The 17,432-nt window shown below is 60.9% G+C and carries 14 protein-coding genes; 10 read left to right on the top strand and 4 right to left on the bottom strand.

Features of this window, described 5'->3' with window-relative positions:
• Positions 1-214: 214 nt before the first annotated feature.
• Both FHW97_RS19175 and FHW97_RS22170 read left to right on the top strand, forming a co-directional pair.
• Complete coding sequence (locus FHW97_RS19175) at positions 215-1,444, top strand: tyrosine-type recombinase/integrase (protein WP_171799515.1); 1,230 nt, start codon at positions 215-217, stop codon at positions 1,442-1,444.
• Positions 1,438-2,574, top strand: coding sequence for an IS4 family transposase (locus tag FHW97_RS22170; RefSeq protein WP_253941887.1), 1,137 nt, complete (start codon positions 1,438-1,440; stop codon positions 2,572-2,574). The genes FHW97_RS19175 and FHW97_RS22170 overlap by 7 nt, the downstream gene beginning before the upstream one ends.
• Before the next feature lie 193 nt (positions 2,575-2,767).
• Here FHW97_RS22170 and FHW97_RS19165 read toward each other — a convergent pair whose 3' ends face one another.
• On the bottom strand, positions 2,768-3,787 hold the full coding sequence (locus tag FHW97_RS19165; RefSeq protein ID WP_171799514.1) for a M48 family metallopeptidase: 1,020 nt from the start codon (positions 3,785-3,787) through the stop codon (positions 2,768-2,770).
• Positions 3,788-3,845: 58 nt separating this feature from the next.
• On the opposite strand from FHW97_RS19165, the gene FHW97_RS19160 reads away from it, so the two are divergent.
• From FHW97_RS19160 to FHW97_RS19150, 3 genes are all read left to right on the top strand, one after another.
• On the top strand, positions 3,846-6,485 hold the full coding sequence (locus FHW97_RS19160; protein ID WP_171799513.1) for an O-antigen ligase family protein: 2,640 nt from the start codon (positions 3,846-3,848) through the stop codon (positions 6,483-6,485).
• 168 nt (positions 6,486-6,653) lie between these two features.
• The gene (locus FHW97_RS19155; RefSeq protein ID WP_158441958.1) at positions 6,654-7,322 is read left to right on the top strand and encodes a polysaccharide biosynthesis/export family protein; all 669 of its coding nucleotides are present in this window, start codon (positions 6,654-6,656) and stop codon (positions 7,320-7,322) included.
• A 23-nt stretch (positions 7,323-7,345) separates the two neighbouring features.
• Positions 7,346-9,523, top strand: a complete 2,178-nt coding sequence (locus FHW97_RS19150) for a GumC family protein (protein WP_171799512.1) — start codon at positions 7,346-7,348, stop codon at positions 9,521-9,523.
• A 256-nt stretch (positions 9,524-9,779) separates the two neighbouring features.
• On the opposite strand, the gene FHW97_RS19145 is transcribed toward FHW97_RS19150, so the two are convergent.
• On the bottom strand, positions 9,780-10,856 hold the full coding sequence (locus tag FHW97_RS19145; protein ID WP_171799521.1) for a cell wall hydrolase: 1,077 nt from the start codon (positions 10,854-10,856) through the stop codon (positions 9,780-9,782).
• A 117-nt stretch (positions 10,857-10,973) separates the two neighbouring features.
• On the opposite strand from FHW97_RS19145, the gene FHW97_RS19140 reads away from it, so the two are divergent.
• The 3 genes from FHW97_RS19140 (at position 10,974) to FHW97_RS19130 (ending at position 14,486) form a co-directional block, all read left to right on the top strand.
• The gene (locus FHW97_RS19140; protein ID WP_171799511.1) at positions 10,974-11,447 is read left to right on the top strand and encodes a Rap1a/Tai family immunity protein; all 474 of its coding nucleotides are present in this window, start codon (positions 10,974-10,976) and stop codon (positions 11,445-11,447) included.
• 526 nt (positions 11,448-11,973) lie between these two features.
• Positions 11,974-13,125, top strand: coding sequence for an acyltransferase (locus tag FHW97_RS19135; protein WP_171799510.1), 1,152 nt, complete (start codon positions 11,974-11,976; stop codon positions 13,123-13,125).
• A 176-nt stretch (positions 13,126-13,301) separates the two neighbouring features.
• Positions 13,302-14,486 carry an acyltransferase gene (locus FHW97_RS19130; RefSeq protein ID WP_171799509.1) on the top strand — a complete coding sequence of 395 codons (1,185 nt, stop codon included), beginning with the start codon at positions 13,302-13,304 and terminating at the stop codon, positions 14,484-14,486.
• A 255-nt stretch (positions 14,487-14,741) separates the two neighbouring features.
• Here the strand turns inward: FHW97_RS19130 and FHW97_RS19125 are convergent, their stop codons facing one another.
• Complete coding sequence (locus FHW97_RS19125; RefSeq protein ID WP_171799508.1) at positions 14,742-14,996, bottom strand: hypothetical protein; 255 nt, start codon at positions 14,994-14,996, stop codon at positions 14,742-14,744.
• Between the two features lie 986 nt (positions 14,997-15,982).
• On the opposite strand from FHW97_RS19125, the gene FHW97_RS19120 reads away from it, so the two are divergent.
• Complete coding sequence (locus tag FHW97_RS19120) at positions 15,983-16,300, top strand: hypothetical protein (RefSeq protein ID WP_171799507.1); 318 nt, start codon at positions 15,983-15,985, stop codon at positions 16,298-16,300.
• A gap of 324 nt (positions 16,301-16,624) precedes the next feature.
• Positions 16,625-16,822, top strand: a complete 198-nt coding sequence (locus tag FHW97_RS19115) for a hypothetical protein (RefSeq protein WP_171799506.1) — start codon at positions 16,625-16,627, stop codon at positions 16,820-16,822.
• A gap of 267 nt (positions 16,823-17,089) precedes the next feature.
• Here FHW97_RS19115 and FHW97_RS19110 read toward each other — a convergent pair whose 3' ends face one another.
• Positions 17,090-17,401, bottom strand: coding sequence for a 2Fe-2S iron-sulfur cluster-binding protein (locus FHW97_RS19110; protein ID WP_171799505.1), 312 nt, complete (start codon positions 17,399-17,401; stop codon positions 17,090-17,092).
• Positions 17,402-17,432: the final 31 nt, after the last annotated feature.

The raw sequence follows: 17,432 nt of genomic DNA, 5'->3' as shown, positions 1-17,432 counted from the left end.
GTGAAAACACCGTCGATGACGCGCGACTGCATCATGCCGCCAGCGAACAATCAAAACCGATCAGACCGGAACAGCGACCTCATGAATAAGACGGGTTAGGGCGCTTATTGATATAATAGGCATATTTTACATGCATTTACTACAGCAGTGAGTCTGTCAGCACTCCACATAACTATACTTTCTCGTGATGGTTCAGCATCGTGAGGAGAGCAATATGGACGCCGACAAACGTAATCACTGGTTCCTCGATCCGGGACCTTTGCTGCCATGGATCGATCGTTTCGCAGCCGATCTTGCCGCTCAGAGATACACACATCTGACCATCGGGAACTACACGGACGCGGCTCGTCATTTTGCGGCCTGGCTTGGCATCGCAGGCATCTCGGTCGACTTCATTGATGACGACGTCGTTCGCCGCTTTGCCGACCATCGGTGTCGATGTCCCGGTGGGCGACAATGGTCGCGTGTTTCACAAAAATATTCGCGCCGTGTCGGGCGGTTCGTTGTTTTCCTGCAAAAGGCGGGTGTCGCGCGACCAACCGTGATGGCCGCGTCACCATATCCCCTGCTTGAAGATTATCGGAGCTGGTTGCGCGCTCACCGGGGACTGTCGGAACGGACTATCGCTCGGCATCTTTACCACCTGCATAAGCTGATGCCGGAGCTTGGTACGGCGACCCATGACTATGATGCCGCCCGGATCCGTAATGTTGTCCGCGAGTGGCGCGAGCGTACCGGATCGGCCGACCTGAGGACCATAACGAGCGCCTTGCGCAGCTATCTTCGCTTCCTCGCGGGCGTCGGCCTGTGTCGGCCCAACCTCGACCACGCCATCCCGCCCGTCTTGCAATGGCGCCTTTCGTCGTTGCCACGGTATCTGACCTCCGCCGATGTCGAACGGGTTATTGCATCCTGCGATCAACTCACCAGAGGGCGCCTGCGGGATCGCGCGATCCTGCTACTGCTGGCACGCCTGGGACTGCGGGCCGGGGATGTAGCTGGGCTCAGACTCAGCGATGTCGACTGGACGTCTGGCATGCTCCGCTTGAGTGGCAAAGCGCGTCGCCAGGTTCGATTGCCGCTGCCGCAGGACGTTGGAGATGCGCTTCTCGCGTACATCGAGCAGGAACGCCCGCGCGTGCATCAAGAGGCGGTATTTCTCATGATGGTCGCACCCTACCGGTCATTTGCGCAGTCCAGCCATGTCTCCACGATCGTAGCGCTGGCGCTGAAGCGTGCGGGCATTTCCGATCCTCCGTCGACCGGAGCCAGTCTGCTGCGCCACTCTGCAGCAACCTCGATGCTGCGATCGGGCGCCACGCTTGAGGCTGTCGGCACGGTACTGCGTCACCGCTCGCTCGATATGACCGCGCATTACGCCAAGGTCGACATTGCGATGCTGGAGCAGATTGCCCAGCCTTGGCCGGGAGAGCTGGCATGCTGAGTCAGCTCCTCGCCGACCACGCAGCGTTACGCCGCGCACTGGGATTCAAGTTCCGGACCCCGGGCATCCTCCTGCGCAACTTTGTCGCCTTCGCCGAGCATCGCGGCGAGCATGTCGTAACGACGGCGACTGTGCATGAGTGGGCGCTTCAGGCGCCATCGCCTGAGCAACGACGTAACCGTCTGCTGACGGTGCGCCGATTCGCGATCGCGCTGCACGCGGAAGATCCGCGCCATGAGGTTCCCTCGGCCGACCTCTTCGGCCGCGCCAGTCATCGGCGCCGCACACCCTATATCTACGATCCCGGGGACATTCGGCGGCTGATCGATGCCGCGCTTCGCCTTGGGCCCGAGGGCTCGATCCGACCGATTACCTATGCCACGATGTTCGGGCTGATAGCGGCCACCGGCATGCGCGTTGCCGGCAGCGGCGATCGGACTGTGAAAACCGAGATGCTCGATGCACCCAGCGTTGGGACGCATAGTATCGATGTGCGGGTCGATGGTGATACAGTCGAGCAGGTCACCCTCGACATCCGGTTCAAGCGCATCCACGTGCGCCCACCGATTGGCAAACAGAAGCGCTATCCTGCGCTCGACCTGACCGTCATCCATGCCGCCGAGATCGGAACTCCGACAGGCCGCAAGCCGATCTTGTGGAAGCTCGTCACCGACCTCAAGGTCGATAATCTCGAAGACGCGCTCGAGAAGATCCGCTGGTACGCGATGCGCTGGAAGATTGAGGTCTTCCACAAAATCCTGAAATCCGGCTGTCGCGCCGAGGACGCCAAGCTGCGCACTGCTGATCGTCTGGCCAATCTCGTGGCACTCTTTTGCATCGTCAGCTGGCGCGTACTCTGGATGACTATGGCAGCCCGGGCAGATCCCGAGGCTAGCCCGACAGTTGCGTTTACAGCAAGCGAGATCATCATCCTCGACCAACTCGTTGCCGAAACCGGCAACCGGAACGCAAAGCCAGCCACCATCGAGCTCTATCTCATCAAGCTGGCGCGTCTCGGTGGTTACCTCGCCAGAAAGGCCGACCCGCCACCAGGTAACACAGTCATATGGCGAGGCATCAGACGCCTCGCCGACATCCAGATCGGCGCTGAGCTCGGCAGATGTGGGTAATCGCAAGTCACGCCGGATGGGTACGATACCGCTCACCGACTGCTTCAATCAATTCCCTCCGCGTCGCCATGCTCACCTTTCGCATCTTTCCCTCCCGGCATTGGCCGGGAGCAGTTTAGACGAGGCAACGGCAGCTTTGCCGGGAGCATTTTAGGCGAGGCAATGCGTTTTTCACCCTGAATGTCGCGCGACACTAGTCCGTGCAAATTGTGGACTTTGGCAAGCTTGAGGGTTGCTGAGCGAGGTGGGCCGCCTCCTGAGTCAACGCCGTGATGCGAGCATTATTGGAGGGATGGGTAAGGCCCCAGCGCAGGGATCCGCTCTTGGCGAGGGCATTAAACAGCATGGCGCCCCCCGAAAGGCTATAGCCTGCTGCCTGAGAGAAACGCAGGCCAAGGAGATCTGCCTGGCTCTCTTCCTGGCGAACGTGGCCGGCGCCGATGCCGAAAGCGGCGAGCGGGCGTTCCGCCTCTTTGGCATGACCAAGCGCAACATGAGCGAGTTCGTGTGCCATCGCGAAGGCGAGCGCATCATCTCCAACGAGATCTGTCAGCCCGGCTGTTACCGCGAGATAGCGTCCGTCAGTCCACGCGTCTGGCTTTCGGCCAGGCAGCAATGCGAACGACACATCGCAGCCGGGTTGCTGGGCAAGGATCACGTCACGCTCCTGTCCGGCATGAACGATCCTGAGGTGAGCAGGCCCGTGCGACAGGGTTTTGGATAGCGTTGCAGTGAAGGCTTCAACCCTTGCATAGGTTGCCCCGGCGCTTTCCAGATCGGTCCGCCATTCCGTAAGGGGCGCCCCGTCCAGTCCGATGATCTCGTCCCCTGCGGTTAGTCCTGCCGCGTCGGCCGGGCTGCCGGCGACGACGCCAAGTATGCCAAAGCCGTTTCCGAGACCGGTGAGCGTCCGGCGCGTTTTTTCGCTGTAGGCAGCGCGATCATGCAGCAACAGCCCGGACAACATCGCGTGTGAGGGACAATCGGCCTTATTTGCAACAGCCAGCTGATAGCCGATGGTGGCAACGCGCAAAGCTGGCGAGCCGGCTGGCTTTGCGGTGATGCAAGGCGGAGGCTCTGGCATTGCGGCAGGCTCCAGCAGTCCCGCGCCTGCCGCCAACGCTTGGCTCGCGGCGCATGCCAGCACACAGCCTACGGCGACCAGCAGCGTGTCAGGCTTCAGCAGGCGCCCGGCAATATCAGCGATGATCATCGGCTTTATGCTTCACGCAGTTGTCCCTTCAGAAGGACTTGGCTAGTCCATTGGTGACATGGCGGACTTCATACAAAAAATCGAGCAAGGCAAGGCCACTGCGTATAGCGCTGTCCGCCCCGGTGGCACGAAAGCGATTGGCGAACGATTGTCGCTGACGTTCTTTTGCGCGGCCTTGCTGTTAGGCGGAGCGGGAACCGCCTATCCCCTGATCTGGTGGGGCATTCTGCTCATGGCGATTGCCGTTATCGGGCTCAATCTTGCGCGCCACCCCAGCGCGCGACTTCCAGGCGTGGCGAAAGGGGGATTAGCGCTCGTGGCCGCATATTGGCTGCTCCTGGCAGGGCAAGTCGCGCCGCTTCCGCACGATTTGTGGGCTAGCCTACCTGGCCACCACCTCGCCGCCGAGGTGGCCACCACTGCTGGCGTAGATCCATGGCGCTCGTGGAGCCTGGCGCCAGGGCGTAGTCTGCAAAACCTTCTCGACGTGCTGGCTCCGCTTGCAGCCCTTCTGCTGCTCGCGACTGCCAGTACGCGCCACCGGATCGTGGTGTTGAGGCTGCTCGTGGCGGTCGCGCTGTGCAACGCATTGCTTGGTATTGCCCAATTCGGTGCAGGTGCCGATGCTGCCCCGATTATCTTTCAGACGACCCATCGCGGCGTAGCGGTCGGGCTGTTCGTCAACCGCAACCATACTGCCGTCTTCCTGATGGTTGGCATGCTTTTGTCGGTGTTGCCCGGTGTCGTGCGGCTGGCAGGACGTGACGAGGGAGGCGCGGTCCAAGCGGTGCGCGCGGTGATCGTGAGTGTATTGGCACTCAGTGTACTGGCGACGCTGTCGCGGTCGGGGGTGTTTCTGCTGCCCGTCGCCCTCGTAGCGGCTGCTCTGCTCGCCCGCCCGCGCCGACTGCGTCTGCATTGGATGATAATTGCCGGGCTGGGCTGCGTGATCGCTATGGCGCTGATCGTGCAGACCGCGCCTGTGCAGGAGCTGGCGGCGCGTTACGCGTCGGCGGCAGATGACGCCCGGTTCGATTACTGGCGTAATACCTGGTTGGCGGTGCGCGATTCGTTTCCGCTGGGGACCGGGTTTGGATCGTTCCAAAAGGTCTATCAAACCTTCGAACCGCTTAATCAGCTGTCGCCGGCGACGGTGAACAAGGCGCACAACGATTTTCTCCAATTGCTCTTGGAGGGCGGAGTCGCCGGCCTGGCCCTACTGGCCATGGCGGTGGGCTTGATCGGTTTCCAAGTGGTCCTGGCGCGCCGCCGCGCCGGCGATCGTTTTGAGCGGCGCCTGCCGGTCGCCGTGGCCGTCAGTCTTGGCATCATTGCCGGTGCGAGCAGCGTTGATTATCCGCTCTACGGCGCGGCGATGAGTACTACTGCCGGCGCGCTGATCGGTTTGCTCGCTCCTTCCCCAAGCAGAAAGCGGCGCAGCGACATCACACCACGGGAGAGATGGGCTCGCATCGCAGGCGGTGGAGCGCTGATCTGCCTAACCATTTGGGCCACTATGGTCTGCTGGTCGCAACATTTGTTGCTGACCGGCAACGCCTCCTTGGCGGCTCGTCTTCAGCCGCTCAACGCAGCGGCCTGGTCAACGCTTGCCAATGAGCGCGAAAATGCCGGTGATGCCGATGGCAGTCTGAGGGCCGCCAGACACGCTTTGGCGCTTGACCTTCTCGATGCTTCGGCCCTGCGTGCGGTGGGTATGGCGCGCCTCCAGCAGGGCGATCAGGCTGGCGGCGCAGCTGTGCTGATGTTGGGGGCGCAGCTTGGCTGGCGGGACGCTTTTACGCAAATCTGGCTGGTGCAGCAGTCGCTCGCGGCCGGCGCCTACGGCTTTGCTGTCCAGCGCATCGATGCCTTGCTGCGCACCCAAACCCTGTTTGAGCAGATGATCGCTCTGCTCCCCCCGCTGATGGCTGAGCCATCCGGGCGGCAAGCCCTTGCAGAGCAGATGGGCTATGATCCTGGCTGGCGCATCTCTTTCTTCAACACGGCAGCCAGATCGCAAGGGTACGCGCTTTCCGACTTGTTCGCCTTACTGGCCGAAATGCGCAAGGGACCCAAGCCCGTGCGCCCCGACGAGACTGCCCTGATCCGCGCTGTCCTGGGGCAGCAGGGGCATTACGGCGCGGCCCGCGAAGTGTGGCTGGCCAGCGGCGGTCACGGCAACCTGGCAGATCCTGGGTTTGAGACGCAGACGAATTTCACGACTTCCACCGGGCCATACGTGTGGCAGGCGACGCAGCTGCCGGGCACCAGTGTCCGTTCCGACCGCGCGGGATCCCCGCTATCGGGGCGCGCGCTTGCGGTTGCTTCGGACGGGGCCGCCGCTGGCGCGGTATTAACCCAGACAGTCGCACTGCAGCCGGGGCGCTACCGCATCGGCCTCACGGTGCTCGCGCGAAACACCGCCGTGGCGAACCGGATCGGGCTGACCCTCGCATGCCTGTCTGACGCAGTGCCCGAGCGTGCCAATCTGCAGGCAGGCACAGCCCCTGCGGCGTCACCAGCGACCGTTGTGGGTTTGGCCTGGCAGCAGCGGTCCGGCGGCGTCCTGGTGGGCACTGGCATTGCCCAAGTTGATGCGCATTGCGCGGGCCAGCGTCTCGCGCTGACCGTTCCGGTCTGGGATGAAGGGCCGTATTCGGTTTGGGTTGACGATATCATTCTCGCTGCGATGAAATAATCGCGAATCCCGCGTAGTTGGAATTTTTGAGAGACATCCAGGGACGCACGCGGCATAGGTGGCTAGCGTTAGGGTGGCGAGCGTTGGCTGCTCGTGCGCAAGTGCGCCGTGCGGGCGGTTGGCAAAGGTCAAGGGGAATTGCGAAGCATGGTTCGACCAATCTGGTGTGTGGCTGCAGGTATGCTTGCTTTGACCGGCTGCACGCCCAGCTACGTCAGCCCCCAGGTTCGCACCGGCAAGGCCGCGAGCGACCTAATCCCTGCGCCGACCGCAAATCAGGTTGGTGAAGAGTATGTGATCGGACCACGCGACACGCTCAATATCTCGGTTTTCAACGAACCGGAAATCTCCGGCCAAGGTGTCCCGGTGGACGCAGTGGGCAACGTGGCGCTGCCATTGATCGGCCCCGTCCATGTGAGCGGCATGACGACAACCCAGGTATCTGCGCAACTCCAGCAGCTGTACGATCGGTTCTACGTCAAACCCCAGATCACTGTGCTAGTCACCAGTTCGGTTTCGCAACGTGTCACCGTTCAGGGCGATGTGATGGAGCCGGGTGTCTACGATTTCCGTGGGACCTACACCCTGCTGGATGCCATCGCGCTGGCCAAGGGCGAGAGCCAGAATGCCAAATTGCGCGAGGTCATTATCATTCGCCAGATTGGCGGGAAGCGCATGGCCGCCGCTTTTGATCTCACTCGCATTAGGAGCGGGATCGATCCGGACCCTGCTGTTTTGGGGCGTGACGTCATCATTGTAGGGCATTCGAACACCAAACAGGCCTGGAATGACCTCCTCAAGGCCGCCCCGCTGCTCAATGTCTTTGCCCAGTTCTGAACCGGATACCCATGATGCGTCCTATGACCCTGCCCAGCGGCCGTCCTTACGAACTCGAACCGGGTGATCTTGCAGACCCGGCAGAGGAGCGGCTGTTTACGGTTGATTCCGGACGCCGGCTGATCGATCCGCGCGTCATTTGGAGTGCGATCTATCGCCATCGCCTGGCAGTTGGCATTATATTGCTCGTTGCTATCCTTGCCGGCATTGCTTCGATCGTCTTCATGCCGCGCGTTTATGAAGCGACGGCCAGCGTTCAGATTGATCAGCAGACCACCAAGGTGCTCGGCACCGAGGATGTCGAGCCCACGGTGAGTGGCTCGGATGCTGACCGTTTCCTCCAGACCCAGATGGATATCCTGGAAAGTCGCGGCATGGCCAAACAGGTCATTGCGCGGCTAGGGCTGGACAATGACTCGTCGTTCTTGGCCGGAATGGGAATCACCAGCGTTGAAAAGCTGTCGCCAGCGGAAAAGGATGAACTTCTGCTCACGACAATGCAGAAGAATCTCACTGCTGAGCTGCCGCTCAATTCGCGCATTCTGAAAATCAGCTTTCGCAGCCGCGATCCCGAATTGTCCGCGAAAATCGCCAATGCTTATGCCGATCAATTCATTCAGGCGAACATCCAGCGCAAATTTTCAACCGGTGAATATTCGCGAACCTTTCTCAAGAACCAGCTCGACAAGGCCAAGGAGCGTTTGGAGAACTCTGAACGCGATTTGATCAGTTACGCCCGCGCGGCGGGACTGATCGATGCCAGTGCCGGCGCTGCGCAAGCGGGCTCGCCAGAAGGTCCGCGTTCGCTCGTCACCGCCAATCTCGTGCAGCTGAACCAAGACTATGCCCAAGCCAATGCCACGCGGCTGGAAGCCGAGCAGCGCTGGAACCAGGCGAAAAGCGTCCCGGCCACGACCTTGCCGGAAGTTCTCGGCAATCTGGCGATGCAGCAGCTGCTGCAAAAGCGGGCGGAACTGAACGCGGATCTCAGCCGCATGCAGCAGCACATGCGACCCGACCATCCCAGCGTCCTGCAGGCTCAAGCGCAGGTCAAGGAATTGGATGGGCGTGCCAACGCGCTGGCCGAAAACATTCGCGCTTCGATTCGCAATCAGTATCTCACTGCGCTCAAGCAAGAGGAGGCGATCGAGCGCCAGCTCGGGTCACTCAAGACAGCAACGTTGTCCGAGCAGGACCGCGGCGTGCACTATACCATCCTCAAGCGCGAAGTTGATACCAACCGCGAGATGTACGAAGGGCTGCTGTCGCGCTTCAAGGAGCTGAGCGCGGAGGCCGGTGTCACGACCAACAATATTACGATCATCGATCGTGCCGATGCGCCGCTCAAGCCCTCCTCGCCAAAGAAGAAGGTGAACCTGGCCCTGGCCATCGGTGCCGGCTTGCTGCTGGCCTTGCTTTATGTCTACGCGCGTGAAAAGCTTGATGACGCCATCCGTGACCCGCGTGACGTCGAAGCCAAGCTGCACCTTCCGCTGATCGGTATCGTTCCGGCCGTTCCTGAAGGAACGATCATCGAAGCCCTGGGCAGCCAGAAGTCCACACTCAGCGAAGCCTACCATTCGATCCGCAGTGCGGTCGAACTCTCCTCGCAAGGCTTGCCGCGGTCGCTGGTTGTCACCAGCAGTGCCATGGGCGAAGGGAAGTCGACCACCTCCTATGCGCTGGCCTGCGACTTTGCGCGGGTTGGGCGTCGCGTGCTGGTCATTGATGCCGACATGCGTCGGCCTTCGCTGGGTAAGTACTTCGGCAGCCCCAAGGATGCGCCGGGACTTTCAAGCGTTCTTGCCCGTCTCACCGATGCCCAGGGCGCGATCATGTCCGCCCCGCAGCCCAATCTCTCCTATATGCCGGCCGGCCCGCTGCCGCCTGATCCGGCTAGCCTGTTCAGCGGCAATGGTCTGGTCAAACTGCTCGAAGCCTTGGCAGACGATTATGATCTCATTGTCCTGGACGCACCGCCCGTGATGGCGCTGGCTGATTCTGTTCAGATCGCCTCGGTCGCCCAGGTCACGGTTTTCGTGGTCGAAGCTGGCAGCGCGCACTTTGGTCAGGCGCGCAATGCTGTGACCCGCCTCTTGCGTGCCAAGGCGAATGTGATCGGTGGGGTCATTACCAAGTACGATCCGCGCACATCGGGCTTCGATCAGACGTACGAAGGCTACACGATGGAATATGGCTGAGCGGGTTTGGTTCCTAGCAGAAGCGGAGCGCAGCGTTCCTAGCAGAAGCGGAGCGCAGCGCTGGCGGCGCTCCGCTTGAGCGTTATGGGCCCGAATGGCTTCAACTGACGACCACGGAAACGCCGTAAAACAAAAGTCTTGAGCGATCCGCTCAATGCAAGCGGAACGGATCGGTCGCGTGCAGGGCTAGCGTTATTGCTGGACGTTGATGGCGGCAAAGCGCCCCGGCCGTAGGGCTGCTTTGTCGCGTGGATGCTTATGGTTTGGGTGCAGCGCCAATAATCCAGCGATTGGCAAGCGCTGTGGAAGAGGTGGCGGCTGAGCCGACAGTCGCCCTGGCGGCAGCGGCCGGCGGCAAAGCCGCCTCCGGTGCGGCCACCGATGACAGTTCCTGGATGCGGCGGTCGGTGGCTTGGGCGGCAATGATCGGCCGCTCGCTGGCAGTAACCCGCGCGACGCCCTCGACGCTGGGCGCTGCGACTAGGGTCTCGCTGGTGGGAGGCGTCAATGGTGAAATATCCGGCTCTTGTGGCAGGACTCTGCTGGCGAAACTTGCACCGTCACCAACGGGGCCATTCCAGCGGTAGAAGATGTGTCGTCCGATAGTGACGAGCTTTTGCATGCTTTGCGCCCAATAGGGCACAACGTAGTTGGCGTGGTAGTGCGTTGACCAGCCAACTGGCGCGAAAACTGCTCCCTGCAGCGCTGCGGCGGCAACGCCTTCGGCCTCGCGCCATGCCGAGGCGTTTGGTTTGCGCTGCAGCGAGCCATCGCAGGTGAACGAGAACTGGCAACCGGTCTTCCGTTCAGAACCCTGGAACACGACGCCGCACACGCTGTGGGGATACTCCGGGTGCCGGACTCGATTGAGGACGACCTGAGCGACGGCACGCTGGCCGTCGAGCGGCTCGTTTCCGGCTTCATAATAGACCGCAGCGGCGAGACATTCGAGCGAGCGAGGAAAAGTCGCGCTTTGCGGAGAAAGCGCCAAAGGCGATGCCGGATGCGAGGCAAACGGATCGCCGGGGACTTTCGCGTTCCACAATTCGGCGTCTTGCGTCGACAGCGCGCGCAGGGACTTGGGCGCGAAAGGCGCATCAATCACCGGCGCCTTGGGGGTGATGAAGGAGGGGGGCGGCGTGGCAGTCCCGCGTGAAGGCGGGGTGCCAAAGCGGATATTGTGGAATTGCGGGGCTGCCAGGAGGGTGATGATGACGGCAGCCCGGCCATAGCGTAGCGCGCGTGCCTTGCGCCGCAGCCGTCGCGACGGGCTCAGCCAGGGGAACTCGTCGAGCAGGTGGGGCCGTGCAGCAAACATATTGGGCAGGGGCATGGTCACGGCGCTCTGCTTAGCGGCATCTGGCGGTTGTGACGACCCGAAAGTTTGCTAGGGCTGGACGCCAAGCGTGTCGCGTGCTGACGTGCCCTAGCGGATCTTAAGGAACGTTTGATGCTGCACTTTGCCCTGCTGACCCTCGTTGCGACAGCGATCCCGGGCCCCAAGCCGGTAATGGCTGGTGCTGTAGCGGCCAGCCCGCCCGTCGCACCGTCTGCAGCGCTTCCCGATTCGGTGCCATCTGCGGCACTGCCGCCAGCGCCTGCGGGGCGGATTGCCGCAACGCCGGCCTTCCTGACCGCAGGCGAACTTCACCGCAAATGCCAGGACAAGGCTTTGGCTGCGGTCTCGTACTGTTATGCCTATGTGACAGGCGTTCACGATGCAGTGAAAGCTTATGAAACCTGGCTCAACATGCGTGAGTTTTGTCGTCCGCTGCGCATGTCTCAGTCCGAACTACGGCAGGCCTTTTTGGAATACATGCAGCAGAACCCCCTTGCCGCTTCGGGCGAGGCGGCATCCGTGGTAGTTGTTGCGTTGCGACAGAAATATGCCTGTGATGCACCTACCGCCCCCGCGACCCCCTGACGCGACGTTGGCCCGGCCAGCCCGGCCCGCATTGCTGTCAGCAGGCGGGGCTGGGACGGGATGGGGCTTAGCAAGGCTGCAGGCCGATCATCTCCAGCGAGCCACGAGCGCGGGTCTGAGACGAGGTTGCGGCGCGCCGCCTTGCCGGACGAATCGCTGCGGATGATCCCTGCCCGCACGCGTGAGGGCGGCGCTGCTCGTTGCTGACCAATGCCGCAGGTGCAGCATCGGGCGGTGAGCGCGAAAGCACCTAGGCAGAAATGCGATTTCCACGTATCGTTGATGCCAGCTGTCGCTCAAGGCTAGTGAGGCAACGGGCTGTCGGGCAGGTCCGTATTCGGGCCATGCGTTGGCAGGCAGTTGCCATTGGATAGTTTTGGTTCCAGCGGCGGCGCTTCCTCCTCGCAGGCAGGTTTGAAAATGTGCTTCGGATCGAGGCCAGGGCGCAAAATCCCGCCGCGACGGCGCTAGTGGTTCAAACGTCGCCCGATGGCCTGGCAATGGCCAGTGTGGTTGACGGATGCGCGTGGAGCATCTTCCTGGGGTGGCTTTGGGGCACGACGACGATGACGGTGAAGGGGGGCAGATGAACCAGAAGCGGGAACTGATCGGTATCCAATTCCTGCGCGGTTTTTGCGCTCTGGGCGTGGTGATCGGCCATGCTGCGGGCATGCTGGCAAAGCCGAAATATGGCGGGCTGGAAATCCTGGGCGGGATGCTCGAGATTGGTACCCTCGGTGTCGATATCTTCTTTATCATCAGTGGTTTCATCATCGCTGTCGTTGTGCTCAACGGACCCGACCTTGCTCCGCGCATGTCTATCGGTGCGTTCCTGCGCCGCCGCTTCATTCGGATCGTCCCGATGATGTGGTTGGCGATAGTGTCCTATGCGCTGCTGCAGCGAGTGTTCGCGCGCGAAGGCATCGATCTTGGTGCGTACTTGCGTGCGATTTTTCTGGTTCCGTACTCGGTGGTCAAGCCTGACATCATCTGGACTCTGCGGCAGGAGCTGATCTTCTATATCGTGTTTGCGCTGTGCTTTTTCTGGCCGCGATGGGGGCGCTGGGTCCTTGTCCTGTGGCTCGTATCGCCAATTGCCTTCCTGCTCTCGCTGGGCTCGATCTGGCACACCACGGCGTATATTGACACGTTCTGGTCGGTGCTGTGCAGTACCGTCAACCTCGAGTTCGGCATGGGCCTTGCCCTAGGAATCCTGTGGGTCCGCCACGCACCGGTGCCCTCGCTGCGGGTTCCTGTTCACCCGTTCTGGCTGCTGGCCGTGGCATCCTGTGCGATCGTGGGCGCGTCATGGGCGCTGGGCTTGGCCAGCCAGACATTGCCGAGCGTTCTCTTCATTGGCTCGGTCGGCACGCTTGTTGTCGGACTGGCCGCGCGCGCCGATTGTCCCGACGGCTGGTTGACCGCGCTAGGCCGCCTGCTCGGTGATGCGTCGTATTCCATCTATCTTTTCCATCTGCATGTCCTGGCCGGATTTCTCGCGATCCGCATGAAACTGGGCGTATTCAACAATGCCCCTGTAGCTCTCGTGGTGACGGTGGTGGCGGCCGTTGCGGTCAGTGTCGCCATCCATCTCTGGATCGAACGGCCATTGACGCAACGTTTGCGGGCCAGATTTGCCGGCCGTGCAGCGCGCGGTCCACTCCCGGTGGCGGCCTGAGATCGGGTGATGGTGCACGCGTCGCCTCCAGCCCATGTTGAGCTACATCGGACTTTTAGGCAGATTGGGCTAATTTCCAGGTTGCGCCATTTTTGGAGGTTTATTGCAGGTTGCCTCGTGTGCGCGAAGCCGTCGTTGAAACGAGGAGGCTGCTTGCCGGCAGGAACGAAGCGTCAATGGGCAAGCGATCGGTTTCCCCAAGCGAGAGCCCCGCAGTGGTGATTGCGACGTCGCAGACTGTCCAGGGCCAAACGCGCTATGAGCAGTTGACCGCCTTGCGGTTTTTCGCCGCCATGCTGGTCATGGTCTCGCATGCTGCGATGCTGCCCCGCACAGATAATGCGTTGTCGTGGTTTGGGCGCCATGTGATCGATTATGGTCATGGCCGCGTTGGCTTTTTCTTCATGCTGTCAGGTTTTGTGTTGTGTCATGCGTATGAAGGCAAGCTGCTGCGGGGCCAGCTTTCGTACCGGGCCTTTGTGACACGTCGCTTCCTGCGCATCTGGCCCTTGCACATTCTGGTAGCCGTGCCACTCGCAGCATGGCTGCTGTGGCGGACCGGGGCTGCCAGCTTGCCGATCGTGCTGGTCAACTTCGCGTTGCTGCAGAGCTGGATCCCTGTCTACGACTACTATGCCTCGTTGAATGCGCCGTCGTGGAGCCTTTCTGCCGAGTTGTTCCTCTACACCGTGTTTCCGCTACTCGTCCTGATGTCGCCACGCCATTTGCGTATCTTTGCGGCGATGCTGGTGGTGTGGAGCGTTCTGGCGCCTGCGGTATTGGCGCTGTGTGGCTATGGGCATGTCATGAATGCGGATGGCACGGTCGGCTTCGGATACTGGTTCACGGGGATCAACCCGCTGATGCGGCTCACGGAGTTCGTCATCGGTATGGTGCTGTGCCGGTTTGTGCGCAGCAGCGAGCGTTATAGCTTGCCGGCTTGGGCGGATGGCGTTGCGCTTCTTGCCTTTGTCGGATCGATGGTGCTGTTTTCTTCTCTGCGCAGCGTCTTGCCCGATGTGTTTTTGAACCAGGCGTTCTATCTTCCGGGTCTGACGTTTCTGGTCTTGGCTCTAGCCGAAGGCAGGGGGCGCGCATCCCTCTGGCTGGCTCGCCAGCGGACGCTGCGTTTTCTCGGAGAATCGTCGTTCGCGCTCTACATCATTCATGGCCCCGTACTACGCCGCGGGTTCGATCTCTATTATCGTTTCCATGAGCCCATGCCGTTGCTGTCGTTCACAGTCCTTTTGCTGGCCGGCTGCGTCGCTGCGGGGTGCGTCATGCATCTGTACGTAGAAATGCCTCTGCAGCGTGCGGTTCGCGTCTGGCTGGATCGGCCCGGACGCAGGGTTGCTGCCTAAGCAGGAAGCGTTCTAGGCAGCCAAGCCTGGCGCCCAGACAACGTTTGTGGGCCGACTAACTTGGGCAGCCAGTATACTTGGCGATGGTCGACGCGGAGACTGTGAACCGGCCGACGCCATCGCGCGATACAAAAAACCCCGCCGGAACGTCCCGGCGGGGTTCTTTAAAATTCTGACCTCTGCGGCGCAGCGCATCAAAGCTGGCAACCGTACGGGCTACTCAAGCCCGCAAAGATCGAAAGCGTCCCGACCCGATTACTGCGGGCTGGCGTTGTTGTCGCTGCCGCTGCTCGCGAGGACACCGACGCCAACGCCCACCGCCGCAACAGCGCCGACGGCCAGAAGCGTGGAGGAGGCGGTCAGGCCCTTGCGCTTGGCGACTGCGGGGGTAGCCGGAGCAGTCTGGGGAGCAGAGATGAACGGCGCCGGGGCGGGGCGCTGATTGGCCGCGAAAGCGGTGGTGGAGAGGAGGGAGGCACCTAGGGCCATCGAAACTGCAAAAGTCTTCATGAGCTCAGCTCCTTTGTCGCGGCCGACACGATTCGACGGATTCGGCGCATAAAACTACGCCTCTTGCTTTGCCGCATCGCACAAGGCGGGGATTAAGTCAATCTACTAGGGTTTGTCTGGCGCTGCCCGCTGCGTAACTGGTCGCGGAGATTGGCTGAGTATGTCAGCCGCTCCCCCGATGACGGCAGGCTTTGCCGCATCGAACCCTTTTGCACTCACGCCGGCACGGTTGCCAGGCTCATCACCGATGGGGCGCCGGGCGGGCGGACATGTTTAGTCGCCGCCAGTTTTGGCAGGCGAACCCGGTTACAATCAGGGCGGTTGGTGTGACGGCGTGGCTCTCGCGTGGCAGTCCGTAGCGGCATTGCCGGGCTTTGCGCCATACTATTGCGCTCGGCGATGTCCATCACCCTTCCAGCTCTTGGCCGTGCATTTGGTCGGACGGCATCGTCGCCATTGCAGGGGTGCCCCACCCGCATCCTGGGATCGGAAAGTTGGCATGGTGGCGAGGCAGCGCTTGGGCTTGCCGTTGGCGGACCATCGTTCAGCCTGAGGCACCGCCAAGACCCGCGCCTACTGCATCAAAGCCGTGAGGAACGTGGTGGCGATGGCGTCGGTCGGTAAGCGCGTGGTTCTTGGCCAACCCCGTCACGTTCCAGATCGGCGTATCCATCAACAACCCGATAAATCGCCCACACCGCGTTATCCGGCGCCGCTCTGACCACGATGATTTTGTGCGCAGGCTGGATCACACCGAGGCGGCAAGGGTGCGGTCATTTTCCGCAGTCTGTCAAGTCATTGCCGTTGAGATCGGGCGCTGGCAGTGCGCGCATCACAGCGTCCGTAGTGAGCGCATGGCCGCTTAGCCTGTCACATCATACCCTATATGGATGATTGTTAAATTCCGTAATTTTTTCTAGGGAAGTGGCTAGAAAGTAACAATAAATTCCATATGCTCGGCGCTTGCCGCGCTGCGCGGACCTTTCTTGTCGCCAGCTTTCGAGGAAATGATGGACAGAAATTGGGATGAATTGGCGTGGTTGGAATGGATGGCGCCAGAAGAGGGGCGTGCTCTTGGGCGCGGGTATCAGCGTATCGGCAGCGTTCGGCCAGAGGCTCTGGCCAAGGTCATGCTTATGCTGCTGCGCTGGGAAACGCAGGATCGCAGTATTTTCCGGGTGGTCACGGAGAGTGGGGTGGTGATCGCCGGCGGCGACGTCGAAGCCGAAGCAGGTGAAGCCGGTTTCCCGTTTCGTCTGCCACAGCGTCAGCTTGATGCCACTGTAATGCCGATTAAAATTTAAAGGCTGTGTTCAAAATTTCCAGGATAATATGGGATTTTGTCGTCATAATCTGATGTATTTCAATATTAGCGATAAATTTATCGCTAATATTTTTTAAGGGCATTGTGCCGAGAGCTTCGGCCGCACCGGCAATGCGGGGCTGAGTGCAAGCACCATCCGCGCAAAATGACCACCGATCCGGCACTGGCTCGGCCCAGACTGCTCAGATCAACGCGGTAATCGAAAAGGCCGGTGTCAGCTCTGACCGCGGCATGCGAGGCTCTTGACCGGTTCCATGCCATGGTAGGCTCGAAAAAGGAGGTCCGGCGCGGTCGGCGGGTCACAATGGCGACCCAGAGCAAGCTCGCCGCCTTCGCTGCTGGCATCGAGGCCGACAGGGATGCGGCTGCCGCTGCGATCGCGATGCCGTGGTACAGCGGTCAGGTGGGAGGCGAAGTCAACCGCTTGAGGGCGATAAAGCGTCAAAGGCACAGGCGCGCCAACATCAACCTGCTCAAGGCCAAAGTTATGGCGCCAACATGATCCGAATATACCGAATACGAATCAGCTTAGGTTTGACGCACCGGTGGATAGGGTCGAAAGTATAGATATTGCTCCAGTAACGCTTGATGTAAATTTCGAGTTAAGCAGATATGAATTTTTCGGGAATTGTTGAATCATTAGGATTTGTCGGACGAGATTCGCCTGATTGGTGGGCGGTCATTGGCGTTCCGTAACGTTGAACGCCAGATTTTGGCCTCAATGAGGTGCGCGCTTGGAAAACATGTTCACCCAATTCTGCCGAGATCCCTAATCCTCCGGCGCGATTCGGACAAAAGCACCGTCATATTCCGCCGACAGCAGGACCTGGCAGGAAAGTCGCGAATTGGCGCTACGGTGGGCAGAGGAATCGAGCAAGTCGTCCTCGTCGCCCGAAATGCCGTTTTGGCCCAGCGGGCATTCGACATAGACATGACATGTGGCGCACGAGCAGCACCCACCACATAGGGCCAGCAACTGGTCGAAGCCATTGTCGCGAATGGCTTCCATCAAAGATGTGTTGGTATGGGCTGAAATCGCGGTAGTATTGCCCTGACGATCCACAATATTGAGTGTGATCACGAATATAAGGCCCTTAGACAGTGATCGTGCG

The organism is Novosphingobium sp. SG754, from assembly GCF_013149315.1.
Taxonomy (GTDB): Bacteria; Pseudomonadota; Alphaproteobacteria; order Sphingomonadales; family Sphingomonadaceae; genus Novosphingobium; species Novosphingobium capsulatum.
Note: the sequence above shows the minus strand (reverse complement) of the source record. Positions and strands in the feature narration are given on the sequence as shown.